Origin of the sequence: Enterobacter genomosp. O (assembly GCF_001022965.1) — a bacterium.
GTDB classification, from domain to species: domain Bacteria; phylum Pseudomonadota; class Gammaproteobacteria; order Enterobacterales; family Enterobacteriaceae; genus Enterobacter; species Enterobacter cloacae_L.
On the sequence record NZ_LECZ01000022.1, the window covers coordinates 244,607 to 264,969 of the forward strand.

Sequence of the window (20,363 nt, forward strand, 5' to 3'; positions counted from 1 at the left end):
CCTATAACTTACCCAGCTTGGTTCGTAAGCGTTTAATGGCCTGGCTGTGCAGCTGGCTCACCCGCGACTCTCCCACCTCCAGAACAGCGCCAATCTCTTTGAGGTTAAGCTCTTCCTGGTAATAAAGGGTCAACACCAGCTGTTCGCGTTCAGGCAGAGCTTCAATAGCCTCCATCACGCGATGGCGTAAATTCCCTTCGATTAAATGGTGTAACGGGTTTTCCTGCTGGTGCTCATCCGTCACCAGCTCGATGCTATCGCCATGCTCTTCGCGCCACTCGTCATAGGAGAAGAGTTGGCTATTATTGGTATCGAGCAACATCTGACGATACTCTTCAACAGCAATGCCAAGACGTTCCGCCACTTCGGTTTCCGTTGCGTTACGTCCCAGTTCCTGTTCCAGCTGCCCCATCGCATGCGCCACTTCGCGCGCGTTGCGGCGAACACTGCGCGGCACCCAGTCGCGGCTGCGCAGCTCGTCCAGCATCGCACCACGAATACGCTGAACTGCGTAAGTCGTAAATGCCGTTCCTTGCAGAGCGTCGTATCGGTCAACTGCATTCAATAACCCGATACCGCCCGCCTGTAGCAGATCGTCGAGTTCCACGCTCGCCGGCAAGCGCACCTGGAGGCGCAATGCTTCGTGACGCACCAGCGGGACATAACGCTGCCACAGCGAGTGTTTATCCATTACACCTTCAGCGGTATAGAGTGAATTCACGATAAACAGCCCTGCGTTAGTTGAGTTATCGGCATGATTATCCGATTCTGCAGGGCGTTCAATTGGATGAAAAAGGGGGATAAAGTGAGGTTATTCTGAGGTTGCCCACAACCGGGGCAACTTTTTTGCCTAAATTAGCAGTTGTAACAATGAAAGATCGTCGCCGAGTTTGACGCTATCTATATGTTGATGAAAGAGCTTTCCCGCTTCCTGATTATGCTGGCTAAGGGAGTGGAAGCTGTAAATAACGTCAATGATATTATCTTGTTCAATTTTTCCCGCCACGATAGCCTGACCGGCAAGTAACGTTTTCAGGAAATAGAACTCCGCGACAATTAAATAAAGATTATTCAACATGCTGCGGCCATTGTTCTGCGGGAAGCCCTGCTCCCAGAGTTTATATTTAAAAAAGTTCTTAAATAGGTGGTCATGGGTCGCCAGGTAGCTGCCCGCCACATCGCGCCAGACTAACTCGATGTTTTCCATGACCTGCTCTGCCGGCACGGTGTCACCGACAGATTCAAACTGTTGATAAAGCTGGGTGAAATAATGGTTCAGTACGGCGCCGCCGCGGGCCGTCGCTTTCTTTGTAAAGTAACTCTGGATGAGCGAGATTAACGCGAATTTCAGGCTGTAGTTCTGATTAAATCCGCCTAGCTCCGCCTTGATTTTACCGCTCGCCAGTTCGTTCACCAGCGAAAAATAAACCGTTTCGAGCGTGCTGATATTCTCTTCGAGGTTTTCGAGCTTTTCAGCCACCATCAGGAATTTCACCACGGCGTAAACCTGTTCTTCAACGCTGACGTTCTCAACGCTGAATATATTCTGGCAGAAGAGATTGATGACCTTGGCCTTCAAATCCATCATCGGCGCATTATTAACGTCCTGCTGGACGCTGATGGATTCCATCATCGACATGGACTCCCGATCGTTCAACAGCAGTCGGGTGACTTCCGGACACGAGAGATTCAGCGATTTTTCGATTTCATTTTTATAGACCCGGCTTGTCCGCGGGAACGTCGAACAGGTTGGGCTTAAGGCCTGGGCGCCCATGGCGCTATGAATAGAGCAGAGTTTTTCGGTATCCATAAACGGGCAGTTTTTGCTTTCCGTATGGAAAATGACTTCGCCCCAGTGGCCATACTGCTTTTTGGTGACTTTTATCGCTGTTTTCGCCGTGTGGCGAATCGCGGCATTTTTATTGTTCAGGTAGCGATTAACGGAGGATTTATCAAATGCGATGGTCCAGCCCTGACAGCAATGTTCACGGCATTCCCCACCGACACATGAAAAATCTGCGACCAGCTTTGGTTGAGTGACACTGATTTGTTTCACGGGCGGATTCTCAAATAGCAGAGATAAAAAAACCCCGCCGAAGCGGGGTTTCGTGCGTAAAATTAACGCAGCAGAGACAGAACGGTCTGTGGAACCTGGTTTGCCTGAGACAGAACAGAAGTACCAGCCTGCTGCAGGATCTGCGCGCGGGACATGTTGGAAACTTCAGTTGCGTAGTCAGCGTCCTGGATACGGGACTGAGCAGCAGACAGGTTGTTAGAGGTGTTGTTCAGGTTGTTGATTGCAGAAGTGAAGCGGTTCTGCACAGCACCCAGGCCTGAACGAGCGGTATCAACTTTAGCGATAGCTTTGTCAATGGTGTCCAGATCGGTAGCGGTCATTGCTTTCAGGTCGATAGCGTTCACGCCCAGAGTGGTGGTGTCAGCTTTAGCACCGCTCAGGTCCAGATCGATGGTGTCGCCGTCGTTCACGCCAACCTGAATTTTAACCACACCAGCAGTACCTGCAGAACCGTCCAGCAGTTTGATGCCGTTGAAGTCAGTTTTGCCTGCAACACGGTTGATTTCAGCCAGACGAGCGGTAACTTCATCCTGCAGAGATGCCAGGTCAGATGCGCTGTTGGTGCCGTTGCTTGCCTGAACAGCCAGTTCACGAACACGCTGCAAGTTGCTGTTGATTTCGTTCAGAGAACCTTCAGCAGTCTGCGCCATGGAGATACCGTCGTTGGCGTTACGTGCAGCCTGGTTCATCCCTTTGATCTGAGCGGTCATGCGGTTTGCAATCGCCTGGCCAGCGGCATCGTCTTTCGCGCTGTTGATACGCAGACCTGAAGACAGACGCTCAATAGCAGTGCCCAGAGAAGACTGAGATTTGTTCAGGTTGTTCTGAGTAGTCAGGGACAACAGGTTAGTATTGATAACTGCCATAATTTTCTTTCCTTCAAAAATTGGGTTTTAGGTCCGGTGCCTAACACTCACAGCGTCTCTCACCGTCAACAAGGTTATCGACGGGTCCCCAAAAGACTTTAGAATCAATTTTGAAAAAATTATAAATTAATGATTTTTAATGGTTTTATTTTTAAAAAATCAATTAAGGTTCACCAGAGGTTTATTATTTACGCTTTTTTAACCCACAAAGAGATGTCAAAAAAGGCACACGCTTATTCCTGTTTTCACTGCGCCGATAATGTTCCTAAAGTGCAATCCTTTCATTTACCCCGCCAGGACGCGTCTATTCTTTGGATTATTTTTTTCTCACCGTCGTAAACTTTTGCGTCAAGAGGCCGATAAGAGTCCTGAACTACTTTCGTATTTTAAGGAAAATATGCATGGCTACTATCAGTAACCTCGGAATAGGTTCTGCAGGACTCGGGGATTTATATAATCAGTTGGAAGCGGCAGAGAAAACCAAGCTGACGACGATTACTTCCCAGCAATCAACGTATAACGCACAGTTAAGTGCTTACGGCAAACTGCAGAGCGCCATGACATCGCTGCAGACTGCGACCGCTGCACTTGGCAAAGCAACCACCTGGAACTCAACGTCCGTTAGCAGCACCAACACGGCCTTTACTGCCACAACAACGGCTGACGCCTCAGTGGGTTCCTTTGTTGTCAACGTCAACCAGGTTGCAAAGGCACAGGCGCTCACCACGGGCTCCTATGCAAACAACACGGATCTGCTGGGCGATACGACAGGTACGACGCGTAAAATCACCATCACCCAGCCGGGTACGAAGACACCTTTAGAGGTGACCCTGGCGGATGACGATACGTCGCTGGCAGGCATTGCGAGCGCCATTAATAAAGCGAACGGCAACGTCACCGCCAGCGTCATTAAAGCGAAAGACGGTGATTACCGCCTGATGCTGTCGTCAAAAACCACCGGTACGGATGGTGTGATGACCATCAGCGTCACCGGCGACGACAAGCTGCAAAGCGTCATTGGCTACGACTCAACCACCAAAACGGGCGCGCTGTCGGTGAATACCGCCGCACAGAACGCGATTGTGGTCGTGAATGACATCCCTATCGAGCGGCAATCGAATACCATTTCCGATGCGCTGCCTGGGGTGACCTTCACCGTGAAGGCCGAAAGCAAAGCGGATGAAACCCTTGAGGTGACACGCGCAACGGATGCTAACCAGAAAGCGGTTACGGACTGGGTTACGGCATACAACTCGCTGCAGTCCACCATCAACAGCCTGACTAAATATGTTCCGGTAGATGCGGGTTCGGGCAGCCAGTCCACCAGCAACGGCGCGCTGGTCGGTGATGCGAACGTGCGTGGTATCCAGTCCCAGCTGCGCGGCCTGCTGACCGAAGTACAGGCCGGCTCCGTTCAGATCATGGCACAGCTGGGCATTACCCAGGATCCGGTAAAAGGATCGGACGGTACCGTCGGTAACCTGAAAGTTGATACCGATAAGCTGAAAAAAGCGCTGACCGACAACCCGAACGCCGTACAGCAGTATTTTGTCGGTGACGGAAAGAAAACCGGTATGGCGACCCAGATGAACAACACGCTGACCACTATGCTCAGCACCAGTACCGGCAGCGCCGGGGTGATCCAGAACGCGAAAGACGGGATCAACAAAACGCTGAAAACACTGGGTGAACGTTACGATGCTATGGATGCCCAAATTGAAGCCACCATGGCGCGTTACAAAACGCAGTTCACCAGTCTGGACGTATTAGTCACCAAAATGACCAGCACGGCCAACTACCTGACCCAACAGTTCTCACAAAAGTAGTCGTAGCATTTAGGAGTGGATATGTATAAGACCTCTGGTGTTCAATCCTATCAGCAGATAGGCGTCGAAAGCGCAGTTATGAATGCCAGTCCACACCAGCTGATTGTCATGTTGTTCGACGGGGCGCAAAGCGCCCTTGTCCGCGCGCGTTTGTTCCTGGAAGCCGGACAAATTCGTGAAAAAGGCGAAGCCTTATCCAAAGCCATTAACATCATCGACAACGGTTTAAAAGCAGGACTGAACATGGAGGTTGAGAGCGAGTTGTCCGGTAATCTTGCCTCCTTGTACGAATATATGGTTCGACGTTTGTTGCTGGCGAATATCAGTAACGACGTAGACGCAATTGTTGAAGTCGAGGGTTTATTAAACAACATTGCGGATGCATGGAAGCAAATTGGCCCCAATGCGTCCACTATTTCAGGATAATTTTGATGAATAGTCCCAGCGCAGCGCTTAGCCACTGGCAGGCGTTACATGCTCAGAGCATTGCTATGCTAAATCTCGCTCATTCTGGTCAATGGGATGCGCTTATCGAGCAGGAAATGCATTACGTACAACTGGTGGAAAGGATTTCTCAAACGCCCATCATGTCATGCCCTCCGGCTCAGGTTGAGCAAGCGCGTGCGCTGCTGGAAATGATCCTCGACAATGAGAATGCGCTAAAGGCGCTGCTGAAAGTCCGCATGGACGAACTGCGCAGCCTGATTGATCAAACCGGTAAACAGCAATCCATCACGTCTACCTATGGAAAGCTGTCGGGGAATATTCTTTATCCAGAAAGTTTGACCCGCGACACACAATTATGATTTCTTCATCCATACTCCAGAAGTCAGCCATACGGCTTCTGGAGCAAGGATGATGAAAAACCCCACCCTGTTACAATGTTTTCACTGGTATTACCCCGCTGGCGGTGAGTTGTGGCCAGAGGTCACGGCGTTAGCCCCCAATCTTAACGAAATCGGCATCAACATGATCTGGCTGCCGCCCGCGTATAAGGGTGCATCCGGCGGGTATTCCGTTGGCTATGATTCGTACGACCTGTTCGACCTCGGCGAGTTTGACCAGAAAGGCAGCGTTGCCACCAAATACGGCGATAAAGCGCAGCTGCTGGAGGCCATCGCCGCCCTCAAAAGTAACGATATTGCCGTTCTGCTGGATGTAGTGGTGAATCACAAAATGGGCGCGGACGAGAAAGAGCCCGTTCGCGTTCAGCGCGTCAACGAGCAGGACCGCACGCAAATCGACGATGAAGTCATCGAGTGTGAAGCCTGGACCCGCTACACCTTCCCTGTCCGCGCCGGACAATATTCGCAGTTCATCTGGGATTACAAATGCTTCAGCGGCGTCGACCATATAGAAAACCCCGATGAAGACGGCATCTTTAAAATCGTCAACGACTATACCGGCGAAGGCTGGAACGACCAGGTCGATGACGAGATGGGTAACTTCGATTATCTGATGGGCGAGAATATCGATTTTCGCAATCACGCCGTGACCGAGGAGATCAAATACTGGGCCCGGTGGGTGATGGAGCAGACGGGCTGCGACGGTTTTCGCCTCGACGCGGTGAAACACATTCCCGCCTGGTTTTACAAAGAGTGGATTGAACACGTTCAGGAGGTCGCCGACCAGCCGCTGTTTATCGTCGCGGAATACTGGTCCCACGAGGTGGATAAACTTCAGGCCTATATTGACCAGGTCGACGGCAAAACCATGCTCTTTGACGCCCCGCTGCAGATGAAATTCCACGAAGCGTCACGCCAGGGGCGGGATTACGACATGAGCCAAATCTTCACCGGTACGCTGGTGGAAGCCGATCCGTTTCATGCGGTCACCCTCGTCGCGAACCACGACACCCAACCTTTGCAGGCGCTGGAAGCACCGGTCGAAGCCTGGTTTAAACCGCTGGCCTACGCGCTGATCCTGCTGCGGGAAAATGGCGTACCGAGCGTCTTCTATCCCGATCTCTTCGGCGCCAGCTATGAGGACGCGGGGGGAAACGGTGAAACGTACCATATTGATATGCCGGTCATTGAGCAGCTTCACGAGCTGATCCTCGCTCGCCAGCGTTTTGCCCACGGCGTGCAGACGCTGTTTTTTGACCATCCTAACTGCATCGCCTTCAGCCGCAGCGGCACCGATGACGATCCCGGCTGCGTGGTGGTGATGTCAAACGGAGACGACGGCGAGAAGGTGATTTGTCTTGGGGAAAACTACGGCAATAAAACGTGGCGGGATTTTCTCGGCAATCGCGAAGAAACCATCACTACGGCAGCGGATGGCGAAGGGACTTTTACCTGCAAAGGTGGAAGCGTGAGCGTGTGGGTCATTGAGGATGCGTTGTAGTACTGGAAAAGTGCGGCCTGATGCCCTCACCCCGTCCCTCTCCCACAGGGATGCGGAATCACCAGTTTTTTTAACCGGAAGCGGTGAATGTTGCTTCAGGAAAATGAATGGTTTATAGCGATGCCCTGGTCCGGCTGTAAATCGCCGAAGCGTTTCCGTAAGGCCGGGGCGAGGCGCAGGGATGCGCCGAGAGGGCGTGGCCTGCAGGGATGCAGGCTCATGCCCGACCCGATAGCCTGAAGGAATAAGCTGAGGGAACCGCGAAGCGGCGATTTACCGCCGGGAGCCCGGGTCGCCAGGGTGGTGGCGATTGAGCCACCCTGGCACGTTCACCGGTCATGTCGTTACAGAGTAGCAAGGAACATGAAGTGAACGGAATGACCACCAGAGCCGTATGTTCCCCCTCACCCCAGCCCTCTCCCTCAAGGGAGAGGGGGTCGTCTGTGCAGGCATTATTTTGTGGGGATCCCTCTCCCACAGGGAGAGGGCGCAAACACCAAAAACGGCAACAAGGTTGCCGTTTTGCGTTTTCCCTCAGTCCCGTAGGCCGGGTAAGCGTCAGCGCCACCCGGCAACAAACGGCTACGGAAGTTTACTCTCCAGCGGATTCTTGCTCAGGTAATCGGCGCACTCAACCGTTGGACGGTCGACCTTCTGCAGCTCCATTCCGTCGTACTCCAGCACAGAGCCATCGCGCTCCAGCGGATAGATATCCAGCTTGCGGGTCACGTTGTAATAGCTGTCTGAACGCAGCATGATTTTACCCGGCACGGCAATCACGCGCTGCCACTGACGGCAGTCCAGCGTATCGCCCTCCTCCGTCACCACCAGCGTGGCAATCGCCTCCGGGCTGACCATTTTGCTCTGCGGCCCTTTCGACTGCCAGTATCCCGCCAGATGCGCCGGGACAGGATGCTTGATCACATCCTGATAGTTATCCACCTGAACGCACCCGGTCAGTGCCAGCAGCGCGCCAGCAATTGCTATTTTTTTCATCATCTTTCCTGCATTCGAAGAAAAAAATATTGTGGCATTAAAGCGCTAAGGCTGCCAGCGAAGATCGACAGGCGTTAAACCTGCATCCCCATCACTTCCTGATAGGCCGACACCAGCTTGTTACGCACCTGGATCCCCATCTGCAGGGAAACCGAGGCTTTTTGCAAATCGGTCATGACGTCATTCAGCGCCACGCCCGGCTCGCCGAGGGTGAACTTCTCTGCCTGGGTGCGCGCGGCGGTTTGGGTATCACTGATACGGTCAAGCGCGGCATGCAGTTGCCCTGCAAAGCTGATGCTCGGCTGTTGATCTGCCACATTCTGATTACGGGCCATCATTGCCGTCGCCTGCAGCTGACTGATTACCCCTTCAATACCCTGAATAGCCATGACTCTCCCCTGGATGGTTTTTTACGCGGTCAAGACTAACAGCTTGTCAATAAGATAATGGCGGTAAATAGCGTTAAAAAACCAGGTTATTTGACGCATAGAAAATCACGAATCATCAAATAATGGCAGGGCCATCAATATGGAACTTTTGTCGTCTTTGCCGACCCGGGAGTCAGTTTTGTTTCTCTACACGAATAACGTAAACCACCAGGATTTAAGAGGTGCGCAATGAGTGCAACAGCATCGACAGCGCCGCAGAATAAATCACTCGAGTGGATGAACCGCCTTCGCGCGAATCCTAAAATCCCGTTGATCGTGGCAGGCGCTGCCGCAATTGCGATCCTTGTAGCGATGGTCCTTTGGGCGAAAAGCCCTGACTACCGGACGCTCTACAGTAACCTTTCCGATCAGGATGGCGGCGCCATCGTCACCCAGTTGACCCAGATGAACATCCCTTATCGCTTTGCCGATAACGGGGGCGCGCTTGAGGTTCCAGCGGATAAGGTGCACGAACTCCGCCTGCGTCTGGCGCAGCAGGGGCTGCCAAAAGGCGGCGCGGTGGGCTTTGAACTGCTGGATCAGGAAAAATTCGGTATCAGCCAGTTCAGCGAGCAGGTGAATTACCAGCGTGCGCTGGAAGGTGAACTGGCCCGCACCATTGAAACATTAGGCCCGGTGAAGAGCGCCCGCGTGCACCTGGCAATGCCTAAACCTTCCTTATTTGTCCGCGAACAGAAATCGCCTTCGGCTTCCGTAACCGTGAACCTCGAGCCTGGCCGCGCGCTGGACGAAGGGCAAATCAGCGCGGTGACGCACCTCGTCTCCAGCGCCGTGGCCGGTCTGCCGCCGGGTAACGTGACGCTGGTCGACCAGAGCGGCCACCTGCTGACGCAATCCAATACCGCCGGTCGCGATCTGAACGACGCGCAGCTGAAATATGCCGCCGATGTCGAAAGCCGTCTCCAGCGTCGTATCGAAGCCATCCTCGGCCCGGTAGTGGGCAACAGCAACGTGCATGCGCAGGTTACCGCGCAGATTGACTTCGCCAATAAAGAACAAACCGAAGAGCAGTACAGCCCGAACGGCGATGCGTCTCAGGCGGTCATGCGTTCGCGCCAGATCAACTCGAATGAACAGGTCGGTGGCGCATACCCGGGCGGCGTGCCGGGCGCGCTGTCTAACCAGCCTGCCCCGGCTAACGCGGCGCCAATCTCTACGCCGCCGGCCAACCAGCAGAACGGTCAGCAAAATCAGCAAACCACCTCGACGGCCACTAGCGCCGGTCCGCGTACCAGCAGCCGTAATGAAACCACGAACTACGAAGTGGACCGGACGATTCGCCACACCAAACTGAACGTGGGCGATATTCAGCGTCTGTCCGTCGCCGTGGTCGTGAACTATAAAACGCTGCCGAATGGCAAACCGCTGCCGCTGACCGCCGAGCAGATGAAGCAGATCGAAGACCTGACCCGTGAAGCGATGGGTTATTCCGAGAAGCGCGGCGATAGCCTCAACGTGGTGAACTCGCCGTTCAACTCGGTTGAAGAGACCGGTGGTGAACTGCCGTTCTGGCAACAGCAGGCGTTTATCGACCAGCTGCTGTCCGCAGGACGCTGGCTGCTGGTGCTGATTGTCGCGTGGCTGCTGTGGCGTAAGGGCGTTCGTCCACAGCTCCAGCGTCGTGCTGAAGCCGAAAAAGCGGCTCGCGAGCAGATGAACACGCGTCAGGAGACGGAAGAAGCGGTTGAAGTTCGCCTCAGCAAAGATGAACAGATGCAGCAGCGTCGTGCTAACCAGCGCATGGGCGCTGAGGTCATGAGCCAGCGCATTCGCGAAATGTCAGATAACGATCCGCGCGTCGTGGCGCTGGTCATCCGCCAGTGGATGGGTAACGAACATGAGTAATACGCTTACGGGCACCGATAAAAGCGTCATCCTGTTGATGACCATTGGCGAAGATCGCGCGGCAGAGGTGTTTAAACACCTCTCCCAGCGGGAAGTGCAAATTCTGAGTGCGGCCATGGCCAACGTGCGTCAGATCTCCAACAAACAGCTGACCGAAGTGCTGGCGGAATTTGAGCAGGAAGCCGAGCAGTTTGCCGCGCTCAACGTCAACGCCAACGACTACCTGCGCTCCGTGCTGGTCAAGGCACTGGGTGAAGAGCGTGCCGCCAGCCTGCTGGAAGACATTCTGGAAACGCGCGATACCGCCAGCGGTATCGAAACGCTTAACTTTATGGAACCGCAGAGTGCCGCCGACCTTATTCGCGACGAGCACCCGCAGATTATCGCCACCATCCTTGTCCACCTCAAACGTGGTCAGGCGGCCGACATTCTGGCGCTGTTCGAAGAGCGTCTGCGTCACGATGTGATGCTGCGTATCGCGACCTTCGGTGGCGTCCAGCCGGCCGCGCTGGCGGAGCTGACCGAAGTGCTGAACAACCTGCTCGACGGTCAGAACCTCAAGCGCAGCAAAATGGGCGGCGTAAGAACGGCGGCGGAAATCATCAACCTGATGAAAACGCAGCAGGAAGAGGCGGTCATTACGGCGGTTCGCGAATTCGACGGCGAGCTGGCGCAGAAAATTATCGACGAGATGTTCCTGTTCGAAAACCTGGTCGAAGTGGACGACCGCAGCATCCAGCGCCTGCTCCAGGAAGTGGATTCCGAATCTCTGCTTATCGCCCTCAAAGGTGCCGAGCAGCCGCTGCGCGAGAAGTTCCTGCGCAACATGTCGCAGCGTGCGGCGGATATCCTGCGCGACGACCTTGCCAACCGCGGCCCGGTTCGTCTGTCTCAGGTGGAAAACGAACAGAAAGCCATCCTGCTTATCGTTCGTCGTCTGGCAGAAACCGGCGAGATGGTGATTGGCAGCGGAGACGACACCTATGTCTAATGAGCTGCCGTGGAAGCGCTGGACGCCGGACGATCTGGCTCCTCCCCTCTCCGAGTTCACGCCAGCCGTGATAGCGACCGAGGAGAGTGACCCGGACGTCGAGCAGCCCGAGCTGAGCGAAGAAGAACAGCGGGCACAGATGCTGGCTCAGCTGCAAATGCAGGCGCACGAGCAGGGCTATAACGCCGGCGTGAACGAAGGCCGGCAGAAAGGCCACGAGCAGGGGTATCAGGAAGGCCTGGCGAAAGGGTTAGAGCACGGCATCGATCAGGCGCGCCAGCAGCAGGCACCGATCCATGCCCGCATGCAGCAGCTGGTCAGCGAGTTTCAGCATACGCTGGACGCGCTGGACAGCGTGATTGCCTCGCGGCTGATGCAGATGGCGCTGGAAGCCGCGCGTCAGGTTATCGGTCAGACGCCCGTGGTGGATAACACGGCGCTGATTAAACAAATTCAGGGCCTGCTGCAGCAGGAGCCACTGTTTAGCGGCAAGCCGCAGCTGCGCGTCCATCCGGACGATCTGCAGCGCGTGGAAGAGAGCCTGGGGGCAACGCTGAGCCTGCACGGCTGGCGCCTGCGCGGTGACCCGTCGTTGCATCACGGCGGATGCAAAGTCTCTGCCGATGAGGGTGACCTGGATGCCAGCGTCGCCACCCGCTGGCAGGAACTGTGCCGCCTGGCGGCACCGGGAGTCGTCTGATGACCGCACGCCTCACCCGCTGGCTCACCACGCTCGACAACTTTGAGACGAAGATGGCGCAGCTGCCGTCCGTTCGTCGTTATGGCCGCCTGACGCGCGCCACCGGCCTGGTGCTTGAAGCCACCGGTCTGCAGCTTCCGCTGGGCGCGACCTGCGTGATTGAGCGCCAGGATGGTCTGGAGACGCGTGAAGTCGAAAGCGAAGTGGTCGGGTTTAACGGTCAGCGACTGTTCCTGATGCCGCTTGAAGAGGTGGAAGGCATTCTGCCCGGCGCGCGCGTGTATGCCAAAAACATCGCTGGCGACGGGCTGCAAAGTGGGAAACAGCTGCCGCTCGGCCCTGCCCTGCTGGGCCGCGTGCTGGACGGCAGCGGGAAACCGCTCGACGGTCTGCCTTCCCCGGACACTACCGAAACCGGCGCGCTGATCACCCAGCCGTTTAACCCCCTGCAGCGAACCCCTATTGAGCACGTGCTGGATACCGGCGTACGCCCGATTAACGCCCTGCTGACCGTCGGTCGCGGACAACGTATGGGCCTGTTCGCCGGGTCAGGCGTGGGTAAATCTGTTCTGCTCGGCATGATGGCGCGCTACACGCAGGCCGATGTGATCGTCGTGGGGCTGATCGGCGAGCGTGGTCGTGAAGTAAAAGACTTTATTGAAAACATTCTGGGTGCGGAAGGCCGTGCCCGCTCGGTGGTTATCGCCGCACCGGCGGACGTTTCGCCGCTGCTGCGCATGCAGGGTGCCGCGTATGCCACCCGTATCGCCGAAGATTTCCGTGACCGCGGCAAGCACGTGCTGCTGATCATGGACTCCCTGACCCGCTACGCGATGGCGCAGCGTGAAATCGCGCTGGCCATCGGTGAGCCGCCTGCGACCAAGGGCTACCCGCCTTCGGTCTTTGCCAAGCTCCCCGCGCTGGTTGAGCGTGCCGGGAACGGCATCAGCGGCGGCGGCTCCATCACCGCGTTCTATACGGTGCTGACGGAAGGCGATGACCAGCAGGACCCGATTGCCGACTCCGCGCGCGCGATCCTTGACGGTCATATTGTGCTGTCGCGCCGTCTGGCAGAAGCCGGGCACTATCCGGCCATTGATATTGAAGCCTCTATCAGCCGCGCAATGACGGCGCTGATAACCGAGAAGCACTACGCCCGCGTGCGTAACTTCAAACAACTCCTCTCCAGCTTCCAGCGCAACCGCGATCTGGTCAGCGTCGGGGCGTATGCCAAAGGCAGCGACCCGATGCTCGACAAAGCGATTAGCCTGTGGCCGCAGCTGGAGGCATTTTTGCAACAGGGCATTTTTGAACGCGCCGACTGGGAAGATTCAATTCAGGCACTGGAGCTGATTTTCCCGCAGGTGTAACACAGGTGGAGGGCGAAGGTCATGGCGCAAAACAGCGCGTTATCAACGCTGAAAGATCTGGCTGAAAAAGAAGTTGATGATGCCGCATTGCAGCTTGGCGCAATGCGACGCGGGTGCCAGCAGGCTGAAGAACAGTTGAAGATGTTAATCGACTATCAGCATGAATATCGCACCAACCTCAATACCGATATGACACAGGGCATTGGCAGCCAGCGCTGGATTAACTATCAGCAGTTTATCCAGACGCTGGAGAAGGCGATAGAACAGCATCGCCAGCAGCTTAACCAGTGGACCCAAAAAGTCGATACCGCGCTGAGTTTCTGGCGCGAGAAGAAGCAGCGACTGCAGGCCTGGCAGACCTTACAGGACCGACAAATCGCGGCAACGACCCTGGCGGAAAACCGCCTGGATCAGAAGAAAATGGATGAGTTTGCCCAGCGCGCATCAATGAGGAAACCGGAATGATCACACTGCAACAACTGCTGATGAGCGACAGCGACCTGTCAGGCGGCACGCAGACGGGGAAAGGCACCGACGGTGCACAAGACTTTCTCTCTCTGCTGGCGGGCGCCCTGACGGACGCAACGGGCAAGGGCAAAGATGCGCCGCTGACCCTGGCCGACCTGAAAGCCGCCGGCAGTAAGCTGTCCAAAGTTGCGCAGGACGCCAAAGGCGATACCACGCTGCAGGCCAAAATTGCCGACCTGCTCGCGCGTCAGCCTGCGCTGCGTGGCGATGAAACCACGCCTGCCGCCTTGCCTGAAACGCTGGCTTCCGGGCTGGTGCCGGTGTCTAAGGGCGATGCCCTGAAAACGCTTACCGCGGCCAGCGACAAAGATGACGGCAAAAGCGACCTGAGCGAAGAAGAGCTGGCCGGATTAAGCGCGCTGATGGCCATGCTGCCGCACCAGCAGACCAGCACCTCTCGCGCGGCAGCCAGCGACGGTATTACCGCACGGTCCGCGCTCGGTTCCGCCACGCCTGCACAAGCGGGTGCGGGCCAGCCGTCCCTGAACGCCCTGCCGGGAAGCCATGATAAAGGGCAGACGGCTGCGCCTTACCAGAACCTGAGCCAAAGCCTGGCGAAAAACAGCGACCCGGCGCTATCGGGCAACGTACCTGCAACGCCGGTCGTGGCCGCTTCGGCAGAGAAGCAGGAACTCGCCAGCGCGTCCTCCTCAACGTCGCCAACGGCCACCCTGGCACCGATTATCTCCAGCCATGCGACCAGCCAGCCAGCCGCCACCGTTGCCACCGCGCCGGTGTTAAGCCAGCCTCTGGGCACCCACGAATGGCAGCAATCCCTGAGCCAGCACATCACGCTGTTCACTAAGCAGGGCCAGCAGACAGCGGAGCTGCGTCTGCACCCGGAAGATCTGGGTCAGGTGCAAATCTCGCTTAAGCTGGATGATAACCAGGCGCAGCTGCAGATGGTCTCTGCGCACGGCCATGTCCGTGCGGCACTGGAAGCGGCGCTGCCGGTCCTGCGGACCTCGCTTGCGGAGAACGGCATTCAGCTTACGCAAAGCAGCGTCAGCAGCGAGAGCTTTGCCGGGCAGCAGCAGTCCTCTTCCCAGCAGCAGCACCAGGCTTCGCGTTCCGGCAATACCGGCGGTTTTAATGAAGAGAGCGATGAGTTACTGCCTGTCCCTGCCGCCCTGCAATCCGCGGCGCGCGGTAACAGTGCCGTAGACATCTTCGCCTAAACGCCAGAGGTAGCGTGATTATCCCCGTCTTTTCCACGCTTTGACGACAGCAGGACACGGGATAATCACCTTATTAAGCTGTACCGAAACAGGAAGCTCGTATCAGATGACTGACTCCGCTATCACCAAAAAAAGTAAGCGTTCCATCTGGATCCCGCTGCTGGTGTTGATCACGCTCGCCGCCTGCGCTACCGCGGGCTATAGTTACTGGCGTATGCAGCAGGAACCTTCTACCGCTGCGGCCAAAGCCGAACCTGCACCACCGCCGGCGCCGGTATTTTTCCCTCTGGACACCTTCACCGTGAATCTCGGTGATGCGGACCGCGTGCTGTATGTCGGTATTACGCTGCGCCTGAAGGATGAAGCCACGCGCTCGCGTCTGAATGATTATCTTCCGGAGGTGCGTAGCCGCCTTCTGCTGCTGTTCTCTCGTCAGGACGCTTCGACGCTTGCCACCGATGTCGGTAAGCAAAAGCTGGTCGACGCCATTAAACAAACTCTGGCGACTCCGCTGGTAAACGGCCAACCTAAGCAGGAAGTCACTGACGTTCTGTACACAGCTTTCATTCTGCGGTAACGACATGGGCGACAGTATTCTTTCTCAGGCAGAAATCGATGCGCTGCTTAACGGCGACAGCGATAAAAATGACGATCCGCAACCGGGTATTGGCGGCGATAGCGATATTCGTCCCTATGACCCGAATACCCAGCGTCGCGTGGTACGTGAACGTCTGCAGGCGCTGGAGATCATTAACGAACGTTTTGCACGTCAGTTCCGTATGGGGCTGTTTAACCTGCTGCGTCGTAGCCCGGACATTACGGTCGGTGCGATCCGCATTCAGCCGTATCACGAGTTTGCCCGCAACCTGCCGGTGCCAACCAACCTTAACCTGATTCATCTGAAGCCGCTGCGCGGCACCGGTCTGGTGGTGTTTTCACCAAGCCTGGTGTTCATTGCGGTGGATAACCTGTTCGGCGGCGACGGGCGTTTCCCGACCAAAGTAGAAGGTCGTGAATTCACCCACACCGAACAGCGCGTCATTAACCGCATGCTGAAGCTGGCGCTGGAGTCTTACAGCGACGCGTGGAAAGCGATTAACCCGCTGGAAGTGGAGTACGTCCGTTCTGAGATGCAGGTGAAATTTACCAATATCACCACCTCCCCGAACGATATCGTCGTGAACACGCCGTTCCACGTAGAGATCGGTAACCTGACCGGCGAGTTCAACATCTGCCTGCCGTTCAGCATGATCGAACCGCTGCGCGAGCTGCTGGTGAACCCGCCGCTGGAGAACTCCCGCAACGAAGACCAGAACTGGCGTGAAAACCTGGTCCGCCAGGTCCAGCATTCGCAGCTTGAGCTGGTGGCGAGCTTCGCCGATATCCCGCTGCGGTTATCCCAGATCCTGAAATTACAACCCGGTGATGTTTTGCCGATAGAAAAACCCGACCGCATTATTGCCCACGTGGATGGTGTCCCCGTGCTGACAAGCCAGTACGGCACGATTAACGGTCAGTATGCGTTACGCGTTGAGCACCTGATCAACCCGATTTTGAATTCGCTGAATGAGGAACAGCCCAAATGAGTGACATGAACAATCCGTCCGATGAAAACAGCGGAGCACTGGACGATCTGTGGGCTGACGCGTTAAACGAGCAAAAAACGACCCCGGCCAAAAGTGCAGCGGATGCCGTATTCCAGCAGCTCGGCGGCGGTGACGTTAGCGGCACGCTGCAGGACATCGACCTGATTATGGATATCCCGGTTAAGCTGACCGTTGAGCTGGGACGCACCCGCATGACCATTAAAGAGCTGCTGCGCCTGACGCAGGGTTCCGTGGTGGCGCTTGACGGCCTGGCCGGTGAGCCGCTGGATATCCTGATCAACGGCTATCTGATTGCTCAGGGTGAAGTGGTGGTGGTTGCTGATAAATACGGCGTACGTATCACCGACATCATTACCCCGTCTGAACGTATGCGTCGTCTGAGCCGTTAAGCATGAAAACCCAGGCAACAATATCACAACCTTCTGCCGTTCCCGGCTCACCTCTGCTCCAGGTGAGCGGGGCGTTGCTCGGTATTATTGCCTTTATTCTTATCGCCGCATGGCTGGCGAAGCGCTTTGGCCTGGCGGGTAAAACCGCCGGTACCCGCGGCCTGAAGGTCAGCGCCAGCACCACGCTGGGGCCTCGCGAACGCGTGGTCATCGTCGAAGTTGACGACGCGCGCCTGGTCCTGGGCGTCACGGCCTCAAACATCAGCGTATTACATAAGCTGCCGCCCGCCCCTGTTGTGGTGGACGAGCGCGCTGACGCCCCTGCGGATTTCCAGTCCGTCATGAAGAGTTTGCTTAAGCGTTCCGGGAGAACCTGATGCGCCGTTTGTTATCCCTGACGCTTGCGGGCGTTGGCCTGTTTGCACCCGCGGTCTATGCGCAGCTGCCCGGTCTGGTTTCAACCCCTCTCGCAGGCGGCGGTCAAAGCTGGTCGCTTCCGGTGCAGACGCTGGTATTCATCACCTCGCTGACGTTTATTCCGGCCATTCTGCTGATGATGACCAGCTTCACCCGCATCATCATCGTTTTTGGTCTGCTGCGAAACGCGCTGGGAACCCCTTCCGCTCCGCCAAACCAGGTTATGCTGGGGCTGGCGCTGTTTTTGACCTTTTTCATTATGTCGCCGGTGATCGATAAGATTTACACCGACGCCTACCAGCCATTCAGCGAAGATAAAATCTCCATGCAGGAGGCGCTGGATAAAGGCGCGCAGCCGCTGCGGGAATTTATGCTGCGCCAGACGCGCGAAGCGGACCTCGCCCTTTTTGCCCGCCTGTCCAACACCGGCGAGCTGCAGGGTCCTGAAGCGGTACCCATGCGCATTCTTCTGCCTGCCTACGTTACCAGCGAGCTGAAGACCGCGTTCCAGATTGGCTTCACCATTTTTATTCCGTTCCTGATTATCGACCTGGTGATCGCCAGCGTCCTGATGGCGCTCGGGATGATGATGGTTCCGCCCGCCACCATTGCCCTGCCCTTTAAGATCATGCTCTTTGTGCTGGTCGACGGCTGGCAGCTGCTGGTCAGTTCTTTGGCGCAGAGTTTCTACAGTTAAGGAACGGCAATGACACCCGAATCGGTCATGATGATGGGCACGGAAGCGATGAAAATCGCGATTGCCGTTGCCGCTCCACTGCTGCTTGTCGCGCTGGTCACCGGTCTGATTATCAGTATTCTTCAGGCCGCCACGCAGATTAACGAAATGACGCTGTCGTTCATCCCGAAAATCATCGCCGTGTTCGTGGCGATTATCGTGGCCGGGCCGTGGATGCTGAACCTGCTGCTGGACTATATGCGCAACCTGTTTACCAACCTGCCGTACATCATCGGCTGACCTGACGATGCTGCACTTCACCAGCGACCAGTGGGTTCAGTGGCTCGGCGTCTATTTCTGGCCGATGCTGCGCATCATGGCGCTGATATCAACCGCCCCGATTCTCAGTGAGAAATCGATCCCCAAGCGCGTCAAAGTGGGGCTGGGCATCATCATCTCCATTATCGTCGCCCCGTCCCTCCCCCCCGTGGATATTCCGATTTTCTCGGCGAATGCGGTGTGGGTGGCCTTGCAGCAGATCATGATTGGCGTCGCCGTAGGCTTTACCATGCAGCTTGCCTTCGCCGCGGTGCGTACCGCAGGGGAGCTGATTGGCCTGCAGATGGGGTTATCGTTCGCCACGTTTGTTGATCCCGGCAGCCATCTCAACATGCCCGTGCTGGCGCGCATTATCGATTTGCTCGCCATGCTGCTGTTCCTGTCGTTCAACGGCCATCTGTGGCTCATCTCCATGCTGGTGGATACGTTCCATACGCTGCCGATTGGGGAAAATCCGGTGAACAGCAATGCCTTCCTGGCGCTCACCCGCGCTGCGGGGCTGATATTCCTGAACGGGCTTATGCTGGCGCTACCGATCATCACCCTGCTGCTGACCGTCAACCTGGCATTAGGTTTACTGAACCGAATGGCACCGCAGCTGTCGGTGTTTGTCATTGGTTTTCCGCTGACGCTGACGGTCGGAATTTTATTAATGTCATTACTGATGCCACTTATCGCTCCGTTCTGTGAACATTTATTCGGCGAGATATTCAACCTGTTAGCGGATATTGTCAGCGAACTGCCTCGTAAATAATAACCCTCACTGTTGCTATTGTCTTTCTGAGGATATTCCTAAAATAAAACATGAAAAACATCTTCCAGGATATATCTGACGCGGTTTAATTGTTTCTAACCACCTCACAATACTTAATATTTACTTTACTTTAAGAAGATTCCTGGCAAATTATACGTAACTTTACGGGATAGTGAGTCCGCCTGAAAGTCTTTGTCATGCTCACAGGTTTATTATTTTTTTCCATCCCGTATGGCTGTTTTGAGCTCTCAGGCAGATGGTGAATTATCGTTACGCATTGAGTGAGGGTATGCCATGTCAACGATCATTATGGATTTATGCAGCTACACCCGGCTAGGGTTAACCGGGTACCTGGCAAGCAGAGGGGTAAGAAAGAGAGACATCAACGATGCACACACCGTTGACGAACTCGCAGCCGCTTGTGACGAACTAAAACCAGGCGTGGTGTTTATTAATGAGGACTGTTTCATTCACGATCCAGCCAACAGTCAGCACATTAAGCAAATCATTAATCAGCATCCAAAAACCCTGTTTATTGTTTTTATGGCGATCGCAAATATCCATTTCGATGAGTATTTGTTGGTCCGTAAAAATTTATTGATCAGTTCTAAATCGATTAAACCAGAGTCGCTGGATGACATTCTGGGTGATTATTTGAATAAAGAAGTTAAAAATGTAGGAGCGGTTAACTTACCCACCCTATCATTAAGCAGGACTGAATCAAGTATGCTGAGAATGTGGATGGCGGGCCAGGGTACTATTCAGATCTCAGACCAGATGAATATTAAAGCTAAAACCGTTTCGTCACACAAAGGAAATATTAAAAGGAAAATTAAAACGCATAATAAGCAAGTGATCTACCACGTGGTACGCCTGACCGATAATGTGACGAACGGGATTTTCGTCAACATGCGTTAGTCGCTTAAGAAAAGACCCTGTGCACCCTACCTTTGATCTCTGGCCTGGCCAGAGATTTTTGCTTATGCGGATGTTGTCGGGCATGCGATGC

22 protein-coding genes and 1 pseudogene are annotated in these 20,363 nt (G+C 55.4%); 18 read left to right on the forward strand and 5 right to left on the reverse strand.

Annotated elements, in window-relative coordinates:
* Position 1 precedes the first annotated feature (1 nt).
* The 3 genes from ABR39_RS04765 to ABR39_RS04775 form a co-directional block, all read right to left on the reverse strand.
* The gene (locus ABR39_RS04765) at positions 2–721 is read right to left on the reverse strand and encodes an RNA polymerase sigma factor FliA (protein WP_047345978.1); all 720 of its coding nucleotides are present in this window, start codon (positions 719–721) and stop codon (positions 2–4) included.
* A gap of 129 nt (positions 722–850) precedes the next feature.
* Positions 851–2,056 (reverse strand): flagellin lysine-N-methylase, encoded by a 1,206-nt coding sequence (gene fliB, locus ABR39_RS04770; protein WP_047345979.1) that lies wholly within the window; start codon positions 2,054–2,056, stop codon positions 851–853.
* A 62-nt stretch (positions 2,057–2,118) separates the two neighbouring features.
* Positions 2,119–2,943 (reverse strand): flagellin, encoded by an 825-nt coding sequence (locus tag ABR39_RS04775; RefSeq protein WP_047345980.1) that lies wholly within the window; start codon positions 2,941–2,943, stop codon positions 2,119–2,121.
* 401 nt (positions 2,944–3,344) lie between these two features.
* Between ABR39_RS04775 and fliD the strand changes: the two genes are divergently transcribed.
* Genes fliD through amyA form a run of 4 tightly spaced genes read left to right on the forward strand, consistent with a single transcriptional unit; the run spans position 3,345 to position 7,115 of the window.
* Positions 3,345–4,769 (forward strand): flagellar filament capping protein FliD, encoded by a 1,425-nt coding sequence (gene fliD / locus ABR39_RS04780; protein WP_047345981.1) that lies wholly within the window; start codon positions 3,345–3,347, stop codon positions 4,767–4,769.
* A gap of 21 nt (positions 4,770–4,790) precedes the next feature.
* A complete protein-coding gene (gene fliS, locus ABR39_RS04785) occupies positions 4,791–5,195 on the forward strand; it encodes a flagellar export chaperone FliS (RefSeq protein ID WP_047345982.1) in 405 nt (134 codons plus the stop codon).
* A 5-nt stretch (positions 5,196–5,200) separates the two neighbouring features.
* Positions 5,201–5,575, forward strand: a complete 375-nt coding sequence (fliT, locus tag ABR39_RS04790; protein ID WP_047345983.1) for a flagella biosynthesis regulatory protein FliT — start codon at positions 5,201–5,203, stop codon at positions 5,573–5,575.
* A 52-nt stretch (positions 5,576–5,627) separates the two neighbouring features.
* Positions 5,628–7,115 (forward strand): alpha-amylase, encoded by a 1,488-nt coding sequence (gene amyA / locus ABR39_RS04795; protein ID WP_047346092.1) that lies wholly within the window; start codon positions 5,628–5,630, stop codon positions 7,113–7,115.
* A gap of 582 nt (positions 7,116–7,697) precedes the next feature.
* On the opposite strand, the gene yedD is transcribed toward amyA, so the two are convergent.
* Together yedD and fliE are read right to left on the reverse strand one after the other, a co-directional pair.
* Positions 7,698–8,111, reverse strand: a complete 414-nt coding sequence (yedD, locus tag ABR39_RS04800; protein WP_025759923.1) for a lipoprotein YedD — start codon at positions 8,109–8,111, stop codon at positions 7,698–7,700.
* Between the two features lie 74 nt (positions 8,112–8,185).
* Complete coding sequence (gene fliE, locus ABR39_RS04805; protein ID WP_047345984.1) at positions 8,186–8,500, reverse strand: flagellar hook-basal body complex protein FliE; 315 nt, start codon at positions 8,498–8,500, stop codon at positions 8,186–8,188.
* Positions 8,501–8,728: 228 nt separating this feature from the next.
* On the opposite strand from fliE, the gene fliF reads away from it, so the two are divergent.
* The 14 genes and pseudogenes from fliF to rcsA all read left to right on the forward strand — a co-directional run bounded on the left by fliF (position 8,729) and on the right by rcsA (position 20,272).
* Positions 8,729–10,405 carry a flagellar basal-body MS-ring/collar protein FliF gene (fliF, locus tag ABR39_RS04810; protein WP_047345985.1) on the forward strand — a complete coding sequence of 559 codons (1,677 nt, stop codon included), beginning with the start codon at positions 8,729–8,731 and terminating at the stop codon, positions 10,403–10,405.
* Positions 10,398–11,396 (forward strand): flagellar motor switch protein FliG, encoded by a 999-nt coding sequence (fliG, locus tag ABR39_RS04815; protein WP_047345986.1) that lies wholly within the window; start codon positions 10,398–10,400, stop codon positions 11,394–11,396. The genes fliF and fliG overlap by 8 nt, the downstream gene beginning before the upstream one ends.
* Positions 11,389–12,096 (forward strand): flagellar assembly protein FliH, encoded by a 708-nt coding sequence (gene fliH, locus ABR39_RS04820; protein ID WP_047345987.1) that lies wholly within the window; start codon positions 11,389–11,391, stop codon positions 12,094–12,096. Before fliG ends, fliH begins: the two co-directional genes overlap by 8 nt.
* Positions 12,096–13,466 (forward strand): flagellar protein export ATPase FliI, encoded by a 1,371-nt coding sequence (fliI, locus tag ABR39_RS04825; protein WP_047345988.1) that lies wholly within the window; start codon positions 12,096–12,098, stop codon positions 13,464–13,466. Before fliH ends, fliI begins: the two co-directional genes overlap by 1 nt.
* Positions 13,467–13,487: 21 nt before the next feature.
* The gene (gene fliJ / locus ABR39_RS04830; protein ID WP_047345989.1) at positions 13,488–13,931 is read left to right on the forward strand and encodes a flagellar export protein FliJ; all 444 of its coding nucleotides are present in this window, start codon (positions 13,488–13,490) and stop codon (positions 13,929–13,931) included.
* Positions 13,928–15,172, forward strand: coding sequence for a flagellar hook length control protein FliK (gene fliK, locus ABR39_RS04835; RefSeq protein ID WP_047345990.1), 1,245 nt, complete (start codon positions 13,928–13,930; stop codon positions 15,170–15,172). Before fliJ ends, fliK begins: the two co-directional genes overlap by 4 nt.
* 106 nt (positions 15,173–15,278) lie before the next feature.
* Entirely contained in the window at positions 15,279–15,749 is a 471-nt protein-coding gene (gene fliL, locus ABR39_RS04840) for a flagellar basal body-associated protein FliL (protein ID WP_047345991.1), read from the forward strand.
* A 4-nt stretch (positions 15,750–15,753) separates the two neighbouring features.
* Entirely contained in the window at positions 15,754–16,758 is a 1,005-nt protein-coding gene (gene fliM, locus ABR39_RS04845) for a flagellar motor switch protein FliM (RefSeq protein ID WP_014170737.1), read from the forward strand.
* Positions 16,755–17,168, forward strand: a complete 414-nt coding sequence (gene fliN / locus ABR39_RS04850; RefSeq protein ID WP_014170738.1) for a flagellar motor switch protein FliN — start codon at positions 16,755–16,757, stop codon at positions 17,166–17,168. Before fliM ends, fliN begins: the two co-directional genes overlap by 4 nt.
* Positions 17,169–17,170: 2 nt before the next feature.
* Positions 17,171–17,545 carry a flagellar biosynthetic protein FliO gene (gene fliO / locus ABR39_RS04855; RefSeq protein WP_047345992.1) on the forward strand — a complete coding sequence of 125 codons (375 nt, stop codon included), beginning with the start codon at positions 17,171–17,173 and terminating at the stop codon, positions 17,543–17,545.
* Complete coding sequence (gene fliP, locus ABR39_RS04860) at positions 17,545–18,282, forward strand: flagellar type III secretion system pore protein FliP (RefSeq protein ID WP_047345993.1); 738 nt, start codon at positions 17,545–17,547, stop codon at positions 18,280–18,282. The genes fliO and fliP overlap by 1 nt, the downstream gene beginning before the upstream one ends.
* A gap of 9 nt (positions 18,283–18,291) precedes the next feature.
* Positions 18,292–18,561: a flagellar biosynthesis protein FliQ gene (gene fliQ / locus ABR39_RS04865; RefSeq protein WP_008500315.1), complete on the forward strand. Its 270-nt coding sequence runs from the start codon at positions 18,292–18,294 to the stop codon at positions 18,559–18,561.
* 7 nt (positions 18,562–18,568) lie between these two features.
* Positions 18,569–19,361, forward strand: a pseudogene (gene fliR, locus ABR39_RS04870) (flagellar biosynthetic protein FliR); the annotation flags it as partial.
* A 287-nt stretch (positions 19,362–19,648) separates the two neighbouring features.
* Positions 19,649–20,272, forward strand: coding sequence for a transcriptional regulator RcsA (gene rcsA / locus ABR39_RS04875; protein WP_008500313.1), 624 nt, complete (start codon positions 19,649–19,651; stop codon positions 20,270–20,272).
* The last annotated feature ends 91 nt before the right edge of the window (positions 20,273–20,363 follow it).

Excerpts from the sequence above, each read along its gene's own strand:
- fliD (WP_047345981.1), top strand. The coding sequence starts at position 3,345 with ATGGCTACTATCAGTAACCTCGGAATAGGTTCTGCAGGACTCGGGGAT.
- fliF (WP_047345985.1), top strand. The coding sequence starts at position 8,729 with ATGAGTGCAACAGCATCGACAGCGCCGCAGAATAAATCACTCGAGTGG.
- yedD (WP_025759923.1), bottom strand. The coding sequence starts at position 8,111 with ATGAAAAAAATAGCAATTGCTGGCGCGCTGCTGGCACTGACCGGGTGC.
- fliE (WP_047345984.1), bottom strand. The coding sequence starts at position 8,500 with ATGGCTATTCAGGGTATTGAAGGGGTAATCAGTCAGCTGCAGGCGACG.
- fliH (WP_047345987.1), top strand. The coding sequence starts at position 11,389 with ATGTCTAATGAGCTGCCGTGGAAGCGCTGGACGCCGGACGATCTGGCT.
- fliI (WP_047345988.1), top strand. The coding sequence starts at position 12,096 with ATGACCGCACGCCTCACCCGCTGGCTCACCACGCTCGACAACTTTGAG.
- fliP (WP_047345993.1), top strand. The coding sequence starts at position 17,545 with ATGCGCCGTTTGTTATCCCTGACGCTTGCGGGCGTTGGCCTGTTTGCA.
- fliJ (WP_047345989.1), top strand. The coding sequence starts at position 13,488 with ATGGCGCAAAACAGCGCGTTATCAACGCTGAAAGATCTGGCTGAAAAA.
- rcsA (WP_008500313.1), top strand. The coding sequence starts at position 19,649 with ATGTCAACGATCATTATGGATTTATGCAGCTACACCCGGCTAGGGTTA.
- fliL (WP_047345991.1), top strand. The coding sequence starts at position 15,279 with ATGACTGACTCCGCTATCACCAAAAAAAGTAAGCGTTCCATCTGGATC.
- fliQ (WP_008500315.1), top strand. The coding sequence starts at position 18,292 with ATGACACCCGAATCGGTCATGATGATGGGCACGGAAGCGATGAAAATC.
- fliN (WP_014170738.1), top strand. The coding sequence starts at position 16,755 with ATGAGTGACATGAACAATCCGTCCGATGAAAACAGCGGAGCACTGGAC.
- fliT (WP_047345983.1), top strand. The coding sequence starts at position 5,201 with ATGAATAGTCCCAGCGCAGCGCTTAGCCACTGGCAGGCGTTACATGCT.
- fliM (WP_014170737.1), top strand. The coding sequence starts at position 15,754 with ATGGGCGACAGTATTCTTTCTCAGGCAGAAATCGATGCGCTGCTTAAC.
- fliK (WP_047345990.1), top strand. The coding sequence starts at position 13,928 with ATGATCACACTGCAACAACTGCTGATGAGCGACAGCGACCTGTCAGGC.
- fliG (WP_047345986.1), top strand. The coding sequence starts at position 10,398 with ATGAGTAATACGCTTACGGGCACCGATAAAAGCGTCATCCTGTTGATG.
- amyA (WP_047346092.1), top strand. The coding sequence starts at position 5,628 with ATGAAAAACCCCACCCTGTTACAATGTTTTCACTGGTATTACCCCGCT.
- ABR39_RS04775 (WP_047345980.1), bottom strand. The coding sequence starts at position 2,943 with ATGGCAGTTATCAATACTAACCTGTTGTCCCTGACTACTCAGAACAAC.
- fliO (WP_047345992.1), top strand. The coding sequence starts at position 17,171 with ATGAAAACCCAGGCAACAATATCACAACCTTCTGCCGTTCCCGGCTCA.
- fliS (WP_047345982.1), top strand. The coding sequence starts at position 4,791 with ATGTATAAGACCTCTGGTGTTCAATCCTATCAGCAGATAGGCGTCGAA.